Here is a 13,277-nt window from a genome sequence, read left to right as displayed (position 1 = left end):
ATGCACTCCGGGATGGTCCGGAAATGTTCGGACATCGATCGCGGAATGCTCGTCGACACCGAGAGCGTCGCACTGTCCACCGACATTCTTCCGGCGTCGTCCGCGCAGATCGGACGGCACGCATCAACGTGCCGTCGAGCCGCTCCGCGGATGAACGAACCGGTGCTGCGCGAGCCTGATCGGCTCAGCGCACGGTGCCCGGAGGCACAGGTGTCAGGAGAGTGGGACGCTCCGGGTCAGCGGACGCGGAACGGGGTACCGACGCGTCCACGGATTCCACGGAACGGAGTGGTCGTTGAGATCATCATGGTCGGCCCCCTTTCGGTCTCGAGCTGGCGGAGTCGTCCGGGTCGAATGTTCGACCGTTCGCGACGAGTGAACACTATCGGCACCGCAATTCCGAGCGCAACCCCTTTTCCGGAAAACATCGGAATTGCATTCCCGAACAGGGTGATCACGGTGCGACGTTCGTGGTCTCGCGTCAACTTGCCGGCTGTGTGCGGAGTTCCCGTCGCACACCGGTGCCGGGCCTCCCGGCTGCACCGTGCGTCGTCCGCGGACCGGTGGCAGCCTGCGCGCTCGGTGCGGGATCGCAGGCCTGCACGGTGCGGGCAACCTCGCACCGTGTGACGGAGCGCGCACGGTGCGCGGCGGCGCGCACCGCGGCGGTCCGCGCACGCCGAAGGCCCGGTACCGAATCGGTACCGGGCCTTCGTGTGTGCGTGCGACCGGACTAGACCGCCGCGTGCTCCGCGACGCTCGCCGTCAGGGCATCGCCCTCGACGTCGATCCGCACGGTGTCACCCGCGGTGACCCCGCCCTCGACCACCAGGGTCGCGATGCGGTCGTCGACCTCCCGCTGGATGAGCCGACGGAGCGGGCGGGCGCCGTACTCCGGCTCGTACCCGTGCTCGGCGAGCCAGTCGACCGCCGCGTCGGACACCGACAGGAGCATGTCCTGTGCGACCAGCCGGAGCGCCGTGTCCTGCAGCAGCAGCGACACGATCGACGCGATCTGGGACCGGTCGAGCTTGCGGAACAGCACGATCTCGTCGATGCGGTTGATGAACTCGGGCCGCATCGCCTCGCGCAGCTTGCCCATGACGCGGGCCCGCAGGTCGTCTTCGGCGTAGCCGTCCGTCGCGCCGACCGGGGAGAACCCGAGCGCTCCCGAGCGGGAGGCCAGGAACTCCGAGCCGATGTTCGACGTCATGATGACGACCGTGTTCCGGAAGTCGACCGTCCGCCCCTGCCCGTCGGTGAGCCGGCCGTCGTCGAGGACCTGCAGCAGCAGGTTGAAGACGTCCGGGTGGGCCTTCTCGACCTCGTCGAGCAGGATCACCGAGTACGGGTTGCGGCGGACGCGCTCGGTGAGCTGGCCGGCCTCGTCGTAGCCGACGTACCCGGGAGGGGCACCGACCAGGCGGGACACGGTGTGGCGTTCGCCGAACTCGCTCATGTCGAAGCGGAGCATGGCGGACTCGTCACCGAACAGCGACGACGCCAGGGCCTTCGCGAGTTCGGTCTTGCCGACGCCCGTCGGGCCGAGGAACAGGAAGCTGCCCACCGGACGACGCGGGTCGCCCATGCCGGTCCGGCTGCGCCGCACCGCCTTGGCGATCGCCCGTACGGCGTCGTCCTGGCCGACGACGCGGTCGTGCAGCTCGGACTCGAGCGCGGCGAGCCGCGTCTTGTCGGCCGGGCCGAGGCGGGTCACCGGGATCCCGGTGGCGCGTGACACCACGGCGGCGATGTCGGCTTCCGTGATCGACGCGTCCGCGGATTCCGGAATGGAGGCGCGGCTGGCGTCCGCCGACGAGGCGGCGGTGATCCGGGCCTCCAGTCCGACGATCTCGTCGCGCAGGTCGGACGCTTCCTCGTAGTGCTCCTCGGCGACCGCGCGGTCCTTGCGGGCCGTCAGGTCGGTGACCTGGGCACGCAGTGCCTCGACGTCGACGTCGCCCGACAGGGCGAGGCGGCGGCGTGCACCGGCCTGGTCGATGAGGTCGATGGCCTTGTCCGGCAGGTGCCGGTCGGTCACGTAGCGATGCGAGAGCTCGACCGCTGCGCGGAGCGCCTCGGGCGTGTAGCCGACGCCGTGGTGCTCCTCGTAGCGCGGGGCGAGGCCGGTCAGGATCGCGACGGCGTCCTCGACGTTCGGCTCCCCCACCGTGACGGGCTGGAACCGGCGCTCGAGCGCGGCGTCCTTCTCGATCCGGCGGTACTCGTTGAGCGTGGTCGCGCCGACCAGGTGCAGGTCGCCGCGGGCGAGCCGGGGCTTGAGGATGTTGCCGGCGTCCATCGAGCCGCCCTCGCCGCCGCCACCGGCGCCGACGACGGTGTGGAGCTCGTCGACGAAGACGATGAGCTCGTCGGCGTGCGCCGCGATCTCGTCCATCGCCGTGGTGAGGCGCTCCTCGAAGTCGCCGCGGTAGCGGGTGCCGGAGAGCATGCCGGGCAGGTCGAGCGCGACGACCCGCTTGCCCTGCAGCAGGGCGGGGACGTCACCGTCGACGATGCGCTGGGCGAGGCCCTCGACGATCGCGGTCTTGCCGACGCCGGGCTCACCGATCAGCACCGGGTTGTTCTTGGTGCGACGGAGCAGGATCTCGACGGTCTGCTCGATCTCGTCGGCGCGGCCGATCACCGGGTCGATGTGTCCGTCACGGGCGCGCTCGGTGAGGTCGGTGCCGAACTGATCGAGCGTCGGGGTGTCGCTGTCGGAACCGGACTCGGCCGTTCCGATCGTCGCACCGGTTCCTGGCATGGGGCGCCCCTCTCGTGCTGCTGCCGCGGCCTGCTGGGCGTAGTCCTGCATGACCTGCGGGGTGATCCCGGCGCTGGCGAGCAGCTGGCCGGTCACGGTCTCCTGGTCCATCACGAGCGCGAAGAAGACGTGCTCGGGGTCGGTGTAGGTGCTGCCGAAGCCCCGCGCGGCCTGCGTCGCCTCGACGAGGATGCGCTGGGCGGTGCCGGTCAGTGCCGGGCGGCCGGTCTGCTCGGCCAGCGGCTCGTGCGCCATCGGCAGGCGCTGCTCGATCTCCTCGGCGAGTCGCTGGGGGTCGACCCCGGCGGAACGCACGACGGCGTCGAACGGTTCGGTGCGGACGAGCACGTGCAGGATGTGCAGTGCGTCGACCTCGCGCTGCCCCTGCGCGACCGCGTACTCGGCGGTGTGCTGGAGCAGCTCGTGGGTCCGGCGGCTGAGCAGCCGGGTGATGTCGACCGGTCGACCGAACGCGCGGACGCGCTGCTGGTCACCGGTGCGCTGTGCCGCGAGCAGGCGGGCGAGGAACTCGTCGAACGAGTCGTTGCTACCGGTCGGGCCGAACGTCTCTGGCAAAGGGACCTCCTGGGGAACTTGAGTGCCTTCGACTCAATGCAACGCAGGAGGGCCCCGGTCATTCCCGGGTGCCGAAAAAACTTGCGGCGACTCGACTCAGGTCCGCGCGATGGGTGCGGCGACCGCCTCGGTGATCCGCGCGAGGTCCGTCGGTGCCACCTCGACGTCGAAGCCGCGACGTCCGCCGGACACGAAGATGCTCGCGTACGACAGCGCCGACTCGTCGAGGACGGTGCGGAGCCGGGTCTTCTGGCCGACCGGGCTGATGCCGCCGACCACGTAGCCCGTGCGCTTCTCAGCGAGGGCGGGATCGGCCAGCGTCGCCTTCTTGCCCCCGACGGCTGCGGCGATCGCCTTGAGGTCGAGCCGGTTCGCCACCGGCACGATCGCGACGGCGAGGGTGCCGTCGACGGAGACGACGAGGGTCTTGAAGACCTGCTCCTCGCGCAGCCCGAGGGCGGCGGCCGCCTCTTCTCCGAAGTTGGTGGCGCTCTCGTGGTGCTCGTACACGTGCGGCGTGTACGGGACCCCGGCCGCCTCGAGCGCGACGGTCGCTGGGGTGCTCGGCGAACCTGCGGTCATGCCGTGATCCTCCCCCGCTGCACCTTCCGGTCCTCGACGGCACGCGGGCGTTACGCTGAACGGACCATGACCGCCGTCCTGCTGCTGCTCCGCGCCACCGCCGCGCTGGTGCTCGGCGACCCGGCCGCCGGGGTGCTGCCCCTGCTGGCCGTCGCGGCACTCGGACTGACCGCGGTCGCCGTGACCGTCGTCGTCGCCCGGCTGCTCGTCGCGGTGCTGGCAGCCGTGCTCGGGGTCGGATCGGCATCCGTGTCGGACCGGTCGGCGGTACCCGACCTGGTCACCCGGATCGGGTGGAGCCACCCCGACGCCGACGGCCACGTCCGCTCACGGGCACCGGGGGTCGCGACCCCGGCCTGACCACCGACCGGTGGCCGGGCCGCTCGCGCACCCCGCTGACCCACCACCGATCGGAACCGTCATGGACCTGTCCACCCTGCCCCTCGTCGGCCCGCTGCTGCACGGCGGCGCGGACCTCGTCACCGCCCTCACCGCGGCGCTCTCCCCCGTCGCCGGCTCGTTCGCCGCGGCGATCGCCGTCGTGCTCCTCACCCTGGCCGTCCGCCTGGTGCTCGTCCCGCTGTCCGTGCTGCAGGTGCGGGCCGAGCGGGACCGCCGGCGCCTCGCACCACAGCTCGCGGCGCTGCGGAAGCGGTACGGCCGCGACCCCCAGCGCCTGCAGCGGGCGATGCAGCAGCTGTACACCGACGAGAAGGTCTCGCCGCTGGCCGGCTGCCTGCCCGTCCTGGCGCAGGCACCCGTCGTGTCGCTCGTCTACGCCCTGTTCACGCACGCCTCGATCGGCGGCACCACGAACGCCCTGCTGGAGGCGACGCTCGTCGGGGTCCCGCTCGGCCACTCGCTCGTCGTCACCCTGACGTCGCCGCTGTGGGTGCACGCCTGGGTGGTGCTGGTCCTGCTGGCGGTGCTCGCGGTCGTCGTCGAGCTCAGCCGCCGGTCGAACGCGCACTGGAACCCGGTGCCGGCACCGGAGCCGGGCGTCCCCGGCGCCGCCGCGACCGCCGCCGTGGGTCGGTACGTGCCGTTCATCACGGTCGTCTTCGCGGCGATCGCACCGCTCGCCGCCGCGCTCTACGTCGTGACGAGTGCGGCCTGGACGTCCGGCGAACGCGCCGTGCTGCGACGGGTGGTCCGCTAGCCGCCCTGGCCCTCCTGCTGCGGTCCCTGGTCGACCGGGTCGTACTCGGTGCCGCGGCCCTGCTCCTCGTCGGCGGTCGGCACGTGGCGTTCCGTGCCGGCACCGCCGGGGCTGGTCGCGACGTAGTCGGCCTCGCCGGACTGGGTGTCGTGGCTCAGCGGCTCGAGGGTCTCGGCGTCGGCGTCGTGCTGCGGCATGGGGTCGGTGCTCATCCACCACGCCTACTCCCTCGTTCTGGGTGCGCGCGCACGGCTCGGCGGTGCCACGATGGACCTGTCCACGCGACCGGCAGAGCGGGAGTGCGCATGGCCCACGACGACGTGGCAGCGGAACGGGCACGGCTCGAGGCCGTCGCCTGGGGAGCAGGATCGAGCCCGGCGGACGCGGCGCGCGCCCGGATCGCACTACAGGACCTGGAACGCGGACGACGACCCCGCGTGCGTGCGGTCGCGACGGCGCGGGATCTCCTGCCGGGAGGCCCGGGTCCGGTCCGCACGTCCGTCCCGTCCGCGACGCGATCGGGTCCAGGGCCCGTGCCGGTGCCCGTGTCCTCGCCCGCTGACGCGGCGGTCGTGTCCTTGCCCGCCGGCGCGGCGGCGGTGCCTGCCGGAGCCGACGTGTCGGAGGCGACCGACGGCGGTGGGGGCGACCACGTCGACGACGCGCGGGGCGAGGGCGGGGACGAGCCGGGCCTCCAGGCAGTGCCGGCCGAGCGATCGCGGTGGGGGCGGTGGCTGTGGACGGAGCGACCACGCGCCTGGATCGCAGGCGGCGCGGCTGCCGCGGTGGGCGTCGCGTTCGCCGCCGGGACGCTCGTCGGGACCGCGCAGCCCGACGTCGCCGCGGCGCCGAGTGTCACGCCGACGGCGGGGACGGTGACGCTCGAACAGCTGCTCGACGTGCCGCAGACGTACGCCGACCAGCTGCCGGGGCCGGTCGCTGCGCCGGTGAGCCTGCACACGACGCGACTCGTCTTCACGAACCGGGCGCTCGACGGCGGGACCGCCGAGACCCCCTGGAACGTCTGGGCCGGCATCGGGACCGACCGGTCGACGATCTGTCTCGTGGCGACGGCGGACCGCATCGAGTCGTCGACGGCGTGCTTCCCGCGGCAGGCGGCGCTGCACGGGTCGGTGTCGATGTCGGCGCAGTCCAGGAGCGGCACGTTGACGATCGAGCTGCGCGGCGGCGGGGTCCAGGGCCGAGTGACGAACGAGTACTGAGCGGGCGAGCAGTACCTGAGTGTTTCGTTGGAGCGCTCCGATATATTTGCTGGATGTCCTCGCGAGAGTCGTTCCATCGTGCAACACTGGATGAGCGCACTCGTCGTGGAGTCGTACCCACATCATCCACATCCGCCAGCGAGCGCGCCCCGCAGACCCTCCCGGTCACCGCCGTCAGAACGATCGGCATCGTCGCGCGCTCCACCGTGCCTCGGAGGAGGTCAGCAGCGTGTCCACCAACACCACCACCTCGGCCGTGTCGACCCACACGCGGCCGATCACCGTCACCAGCCAGTCGATCGTCGGCATCGCCGTGCTCGGACTGGCCACGTTCTTCGCCATCACCACCGAGCTCATGCCCGTCGGGCTGCTCGGCACGATGAGCGCCGACCTCGGCGTGACCGAGGCCACCATGGGCATCGTCATCACCGTGTACGCCGCGGCTGTCGCGCTCCTCGCGCTGCCGCTCACCGCGTTCACCGCGAAGCTGCCCCGCAAGACCGTGCTCGTCGCCACGCTCGTCGGCTACACCGTGTCGAACCTGATGGTCGCGCTCGCGCCGTCCTTCGCCGTGGTCTGCGCCGGACGTGTCGTCGGCGGCATCGCGCACGCACTGTTCTTCTCGGTCGCCTCGGCGTACGCCACCCGGATCGTCCCGCCGCGGCTGGCCGGGCGGGCGATCGCGTTCGTGTACTCGGGCAGCTCGCTCGGGTTCGTGCTCGGCGTGCCCGTCGCGACCTGGGTGGCGCAGCACATCGGCTGGCGCCAGGCCGTGTTCTCCGTCGGTGTCGCCGCAGCGGCACTCGCGGTCGTCGCCCTGCTGTTCCTGCCCGCCGTCCGCGGTGCCTCGTCGCCGCACATCGGGTCGCCGAAGGCCTGGGCGCGCACCGGGCTGCTGTCCGTCGTGATCGCCGACATGCTGCTGTTCGGCGGGCACTACGTCGTCTACACCTACATCGGGCCGTACGCGATCGACGCCGGGCTCGACGCCGGCATGGTCAGCGGGGCGCTGCTCGTGCTCGGTGGCACCGGTGTCGTCGGGCTCTGGCTCGCCGGCATGTTCGTCGACCGTGCGCCCCGGCAGACGCTGATCGCCTCGGTCGCCGTGATGGCCGTGGCCTTCGCCACGATGCCGTTCGTGCACGGCTCCCTGATCGGGACGATGGTCGTCGCGGGCATCTGGATGGCCGCGAACGGCACGACCGGCACGCTCTTCATGGCCGCGGCGATCCGCGCCGGTGGCGTCTCCCCCGACATCGCCGGCGCGCTGGTCAACGCCGCGTCGAACATCGGCATCGCCGGTGGTGCGGCGTTCGGCGGGCAGGCCCTCGGGATCGTCGGGCTGCAGTACCTGCCGTTCGCCGGTGCCGCGGTGCTGGTCGGGGCGCTCGGGGTCGTCGTGCTGGCGCGCCGTGGGTTCCCGGTGCACACGCACACGCAGGAGCACCTGTCCACCTCGTCCATCGAGGCCATCACGTCGTCGCTCGCGGTCGTCACCACGTCGGTGCCGGTCGTCGGGCGGGCGATCCAGACGGTCACGGGGTCGATCGGTGTCGTCACGGGTTCGGTGCGGCGGCCGCGGACGCGGTAGGGGCTGTGCGGTGCGGGTGCGCGCGCTTCGGCCTGGGCTCGGTCGCCGAGTGGTCACGACATGCCGTTGGCGGGGCGTCGGGGTCGCACGAACTGTCGTCTGACGGGTCGGCGGGCGACGGTTCGTGGCCCCTCGGCGGACGCGGGCGGCATGTTGTGCGACCGCGACGAAGGCCCGCGGCCCGGCCCCGAGTGGTCACGACATGCCGTTGGCGGGGCGTCGGGGTCGCTCGAACTGTCGTCTGCAGGGGTGGCGGGCGACGGTTCGTGGCCCCTCGGCGGACGCGGGCGGCATGTTGTGCGACCGCGACGAAGGCCCGCGGCCAGGCGCCGAGTGGTCACGACATGCCGTTGGTGGGGCGTCGGGGTCGCTCGAACTGTCGTCTGCAGGGGTGGCGGGCGACGGTTCGTGGCCCCTCGGCGGACGCGGGCGGCGTGTTGTGCGACCGCCACCGCGACCGCCACCGCCACCGCGCCCGCCGCGCGGTCAGTCCTGCAAGTGGTCCGTGCGGCGGCGGTTGCGCACCGCGCGGTAGGTCAGCAGCGCCGCACCGAGCAGCACGAGCACCCCGGCGGCGATGAGCCCCGGCCCGAGGTCCGCCCCCGTGTACGCCAACGGTCCACCGTCCCCCGCGTCGCCCTGGCCCGAGACCGGCGCGGAGCCAGAGCCCGAGCCGGCAGCGGGGCCGGTCGGAGCCGCCGAAGGAGAGCCACTCGGCGACGGCGACGGCGACGGAGCAGGAGCCGGCGCCGGACCCGCCGCGGCCCGCACCACGAACGCCAGCGGTGTCGCAGCCCCGGACTCCGGGGTGACGACGGTCGCCGTCTCGGCCCCCTCGACGTCGACCGAGACGGCGTACTCCGTCGTGGGCTCCAGGCCGGTCAGGTCGAACGCACCGTCGTCGTCCGTGACGACCGACACGGGATCGCCGGACTGCGGGTCGGTCGGAGTCGCGACGACCTCGACGTCCGGAACGGGTTCGCCGTTCGTGTCGACGACCGTGCCGGGCTGGTCGGTCGTGACCTCGGCGGCTGCGGCGGCGGAGGCGAACGGCAGGTCGGACGAAGCACGCTCGCCGGCGACGGCCGTCACACCGGTGTTCGAGGTCGCCCCGGTCGCCCCCGGCTCCGGTCGTTCGGTCCGGACGGTGTACGTGCCCGCCGCAGTGGCGAAGACGTAGCGACCGTCGGCATCGGTCACCGTCGATGCGACCACGGCGCCTGTGCCGTCGACGAGCTCGACCACTGCGCCGGCGGGCACGGGTGCACCGTCGAGCGAGACCACACCCGCGACCGTCGCGACGACGGCGGCCGGGGCGTCGATCTCGTCGGGGACCGCGGGTGCCGCGTCGACGTCGCCGGTCGTGATGGTCACGGGCGGCTCGTCGGCGACGGACACGTCGAGGTCGGTGTCCGCCGGCAGGTCCGAGCCGGTGTAGACGCCGTCGCTGTTCGTCGTGGTGTCGACGAGGACGTCCCCGGAGTCCGGGTCGGTGATGACGACCTCGAGGTTCGAGACCGGTCGGCCGTCCTCGTCGACCACGGTGCCGATGACCGACACGGTGTCCTCCGGCGACGTGAACCCGAAGTCGGCCTGCTGGTCCACGCCGCCCGGTGAGCCTGCCTGGGCGAGGGAGACCCTCGTGGGCTGGTCAGGACCCTCGGCGCCGTCCGGCGGGGTGATCTCGACGCGGTAGTTCGCGATGACCGGCAGCTGCGGGAACGCGTAGGTGCCGTCCGAGTTGGTGGTCGTCGTGTAGACGGTGCCGCGCGGAGCGGTGACACGGACGATCGCCCCGGGGATCGGCGCTCCGTCGAGGGTCGCCGTGCCGGTGATCGCGGCGGTGCGGTTGGCGAACCAGGTCTGGTACACCGGGAACCCGCTGCGCTGCTGGTACGTGATCGTCAGGCTGGTGAGCGACACGCTCGGCGTGAACCAGGCCGTCGCACCGGCGGTGTCGACCGCGCCGGTGTCGCCCGTCAGGGTCCGGGTGGCCGGGTCCCAGGTGGGCCGGTCCTGCCCGGTCGTGCCGTCGGGGTCGGCGGTGCACGACGGCCCTCCGGCGACGGCGGCCGAGCACGAGTTGTAGGAGCTCACGTAGCCGAGCTGCTCCGCGGTCGCGGCGCCACCCCCGGAGACGGTGGCCGAGATGGTCGCCCGGTCGGCGTCGACGTCGCCGAGCACGAACGACCAGCTCTGGGCGCCCGGCGTCGGCTCGGCGAACGTGTAGGTGGTCGTCGAGGCGCCGGTCGTGGGCGAGTCGACGTTCGGCCGCTGGTTCATGTAGGTCTGGCCGCGGCTCGTCCCGTAGACCGCGCCCGACGGGGTCGACGCCGACTGCCAGGTCGATGCCCCGCTGACGACGGTCGACTGCCGGGAGTCCGACGTGAAGGTCGTCTCGGGGAACCCGGCGAGCGTCATCGTGCCGGTGTAGGCCCGGCTCGCTCCGCTGAGGGTGAAGGTCCCCCAGTTGCCGACCGGCTCCGCCGACGCACTCGTCGCGCCGCCGATCGCGAGTCCTGCTCCGAGTGCCAGGGCCGTCAGCCCAGCCGTGACCGCGCGCCAGCGCCGCATGTGTACTCCCCTGCTGTGGCACCGGTGAACCCGACACCCCCTCAGACTATCCAGCGGGCGAGGCTCGTGTCCGGGGCATTACACGAGCAAGAAGGTCCCGCCGAGTGGTCACGACCTGCCGCGTGCCGGTCGCCGGGTGGCCGAGAAGTGTCGGCTGGAGGGCCGCCGGACGACAGTTCGTGACCCCTCGACGAAAATCATCGGCGCGTCAGGAACCGAGCGCCACCAGGGCGTCGAGCGCAGCGACCTGCCCGGCCACCACCAGCTCCCGCGCCTCGTCGAGGCCGACCCACCGTGCGTCGTCCACCTCGGGTACCTCCACGAACCGCCCCGACCCACGCGGCAGCTCGAGCCGCACGGTGTTGCTGCGCACGGTGTCGACCGAGAACCCCGACGCCCGTGCCGCGAAGACCCGCACGCGCTTGCCCGACGCCTGCCGGAACTCCCCCAGGTCGGTCAGGTCGGCCGCGGTCACCGGTGCGGGCACGCCGATCTCCTCGGCGAACTCGCGCAGCGCGGTGCCGAGCGGCTCCTCGCCCGCCTCGACCAGCCCCTTCGGGATCGACCAGGCACGCGGCCGGTTCCGCCAGAACGGTCCGCCCATGTGCGCGAGGAAGACCTCGGGCCCGGACGGACCGGTCCGGTGCAGCAACAGTCCGGCGCTCACGACCACGCCCCGAGACTACGCAGACCCTGTCGGGAGGCCCGGATCACCACACACGCGCCGCGCACCACCCGACGTGCCCGGTTCCACCGCCGGTTCCCCACGTCCGCGCCGGGAGTACCGTGTGGCGCACGGAGCGCCGTGTGACGCCCCCGGAGGACCTGCGATGGAGGAGGCCGATCGGGATGGACGAACGATGGACGACGGTGACGCTGGCCGCGGACGCCGCGATGCCGCACGACGAGGCGCTGCGGTGGATCGCCGCCCGCGCGGACAGCGGGATCGAGCGGATCCGGATCATCGGTGCCGACCCGGCGATCGAGGGCCCCCGACCGGTAGCCGACCGCCTGGCCGAGGCCGCTCGTGCCGCCCTGCCCGGAGTCACCGTCGAGGTGCACCGGCACGCCGGACCGTTCGCCACCGCTCTGGTCGAGGAGTCCGACGGCGGTGACCTCCTGGTGATCGGGACCTTCCGGAGCCGACGGGGTTCGACCGCCGGCGGCGACCCGGCGCGGGTCGCGGTCCGCGCGGCCGTGCCGACCGTGATCGTCCCCGAGGGCCCGCACCCGATCGACGGCGACGTGGTGCTGGCCGTCGAGGAACCCATCGACGAACGGGCCGTCTCGATCGCCGTCGCCGAGGCCGTCCGGCTGCACCGACGACTGACGCTGCTCCGGGCGTGGGAGATGCCCGTGCTGACCCGGACCGGGCTCACCGACTTCGCCGAGGATCCCCTGCGGTGGCGCGCCCGGAACGCCGAACTGCTGCAGCGGGTCACCGAGGACCTGACCGCGCGGTTCCCGGCGGTGCGGATCCGGCCGCTGCTCGTCGAGGGACACCCGGGGCATGCCATCGCCTCGCGCACCCGGCGGGCGTCGCTCGTGGTGCTCGGACGGGGGCACGTGCGGGTGCTGTCCGGCGCACTGCTCCACGACGTCGTCCGTGAGACGGCGGCTCCGGTGTGCGTCGTCCCTCCGGCGGCCCACACGGACAGCGCGGGGTCCGGACGGGTCAGCCGGCGAGTTCCCGGATCGCGTCGGCCATCTGGTCGGTGAGGTACGCGACACCGCGGCCGTTCGGGTGCAGGGCGCCGGCCTTGAGGTCGATGCGTCGCAGGTCGCTCGAGCCGGTCAGGCTGACGCCGGCGACGTAGCGCTCGTCCGCCGGGGCGCAGGCCGAGTGGGCCTCGGTGCGTTCGAGGACGTCGACGAACCGCACCCCGGCGGCGTCGGCGGCGGATGCGGACACCGCGTCGAGCTCCTCCTGGACGCCGTGGAGGTACGCCACGTCGTCGTCGGTGAACGGGAAGGTGTCGGAGGGGAACGACCCCGCGAGCGTGCCGAGGTCGAGCGCCGAGCGGAAGCAGCCCTTCGCCGGGGTGTGCTCGGCGTCCGGGAAGATCGCCGGGTACCCGAGGAACACGACGACGGCGTTCGGGGCGGCCCGTTGCACCGCTGCCAGGGTGTCGGCGATCCCGAGCGCGACCCGCGACTGGATCTTGACGCTGAGCTGGTCCTCACCGTCCTGCACGAGCGTGCTCTCGCACGACGGCGCGTCACGTCCGGAGAACACCGGGCCGTCGGCCGAGATCGCCAGGCACGACGCGGCGGTGCCGAACAGGTCCGCGTCGTTGCCGCCGATCGTCAGGGTCACGAGCCGGGTGCGCGACGACAGCGACTCGATCTGCGGGGGGACGCCCGTGAACTGGTGTCCGGTCGTGACGTCCTCGCTGGTGGCGCCCGCGCACGTGACGTCGGTCAGGTCGAGGCCGAACCGCGCCGCGAGCCGGTGCGGGTAGTCACGGGCCGACTGCACGCACGCGCTCGTGGGCAGCCGGGTCCGATCGCCGAGGCCGTAGCCGGCGGAGTACGAGTCACCGAGGGCGACGTACTCGCTGCCGGGCGGGAGGTCGGCGAGCGATTCGGTGGGGTCGTCCGGCACCGGGTAGGGCTGCGGGACGGGCCACATCGGCGCGGCCGACGCGGGTTCCACCGGCCCCGGTGCCGCGACCCCGGCCACCACCAGCCCGACGACGGCGACCGCCGCCAGGGCGGCGAGCAGCGTCGTACGGGCGGTGCGGAGCAGTTGCGGCCTCCGGGCGGGTGCGGCGGATCGGTCGGTCGGGTGGGGTCGGTCGGGTG

11 protein-coding genes are annotated in these 13,277 nt (G+C 73.0%); 5 read left to right on the top strand and 6 right to left on the bottom strand.

Annotated elements, in window-relative coordinates; translation table 11 throughout:
* Nucleotides 1-733 precede the first annotated feature (733 nt).
* Complete coding sequence (locus DEJ05_RS12675; RefSeq protein WP_111110567.1) at nt 734-3,343, bottom strand: ATP-dependent Clp protease ATP-binding subunit; 2,610 nt, start codon at nt 3,341-3,343, stop codon at nt 734-736.
* A gap of 96 nt (nt 3,344-3,439) precedes the next feature.
* A complete protein-coding gene (gene ybaK, locus DEJ05_RS12670; RefSeq protein WP_071244681.1) occupies nt 3,440-3,925 on the bottom strand; it encodes a Cys-tRNA(Pro) deacylase in 486 nt (161 codons plus the stop codon).
* A 66-nt stretch (nt 3,926-3,991) separates the two neighbouring features.
* Here ybaK and DEJ05_RS12665 point away from each other — a divergent pair, with 66 nt between their 5' ends.
* Nucleotides 3,992-4,285, top strand: a complete 294-nt coding sequence (locus DEJ05_RS12665; protein WP_110863747.1) for a hypothetical protein — start codon at nt 3,992-3,994, stop codon at nt 4,283-4,285.
* A gap of 61 nt (nt 4,286-4,346) precedes the next feature.
* On the top strand, nt 4,347-5,084 hold the full coding sequence (locus DEJ05_RS12660) for a membrane protein insertase YidC (protein ID WP_111110566.1): 738 nt from the start codon (nt 4,347-4,349) through the stop codon (nt 5,082-5,084).
* Here the strand turns inward: DEJ05_RS12660 and DEJ05_RS12655 are convergent.
* Nucleotides 5,081-5,296 carry a hypothetical protein gene (locus DEJ05_RS12655; RefSeq protein WP_027465592.1) on the bottom strand — a complete coding sequence of 72 codons (216 nt, stop codon included), beginning with the start codon at nt 5,294-5,296 and terminating at the stop codon, nt 5,081-5,083. The genes DEJ05_RS12660 and DEJ05_RS12655 overlap by 4 nt on opposite strands.
* A gap of 360 nt (nt 5,297-5,656) precedes the next feature.
* Between DEJ05_RS12655 and DEJ05_RS12650 the strand changes: the two genes are divergently transcribed.
* Together DEJ05_RS12650 and DEJ05_RS12645 are read left to right on the top strand one after the other, a co-directional pair.
* Entirely contained in the window at nt 5,657-6,307 is a 651-nt protein-coding gene (locus DEJ05_RS12650) for a hypothetical protein (RefSeq protein WP_146245101.1), read from the top strand.
* A gap of 229 nt (nt 6,308-6,536) precedes the next feature.
* A complete protein-coding gene (locus DEJ05_RS12645; protein ID WP_111110564.1) occupies nt 6,537-7,898 on the top strand; it encodes an MFS transporter in 1,362 nt (453 codons plus the stop codon).
* Between the two features lie 486 nt (nt 7,899-8,384).
* Here DEJ05_RS12645 and DEJ05_RS12640 read toward each other — a convergent pair whose 3' ends face one another.
* A complete protein-coding gene (locus DEJ05_RS12640; RefSeq protein WP_111110563.1) occupies nt 8,385-10,472 on the bottom strand; it encodes a collagen binding domain-containing protein in 2,088 nt (695 codons plus the stop codon).
* A gap of 208 nt (nt 10,473-10,680) precedes the next feature.
* A complete protein-coding gene (locus DEJ05_RS12635) occupies nt 10,681-11,145 on the bottom strand; it encodes an NUDIX domain-containing protein (protein ID WP_111110562.1) in 465 nt (154 codons plus the stop codon).
* A gap of 176 nt (nt 11,146-11,321) precedes the next feature.
* On the opposite strand from DEJ05_RS12635, the gene DEJ05_RS12630 reads away from it, so the two are divergent.
* The gene (locus tag DEJ05_RS12630; RefSeq protein WP_111110561.1) at nt 11,322-12,191 is read left to right on the top strand and encodes a universal stress protein; all 870 of its coding nucleotides are present in this window, start codon (nt 11,322-11,324) and stop codon (nt 12,189-12,191) included.
* Here DEJ05_RS12630 and DEJ05_RS12625 read toward each other — a convergent pair.
* Nucleotides 12,148-13,277: SGNH/GDSL hydrolase family protein (locus tag DEJ05_RS12625; RefSeq protein WP_111110560.1), on the bottom strand; the 1,130-nt coding region annotated here is incomplete at its 5' end. The genes DEJ05_RS12630 and DEJ05_RS12625 overlap by 44 nt on opposite strands.

The organism is Curtobacterium sp. MCLR17_045, assembly GCF_003234405.1.
Classification (GTDB): domain Bacteria; phylum Actinomycetota; class Actinomycetes; order Actinomycetales; family Microbacteriaceae; genus Curtobacterium; species Curtobacterium flaccumfaciens.
This window is presented reverse-complemented; position numbering and strand designations above follow the sequence as displayed.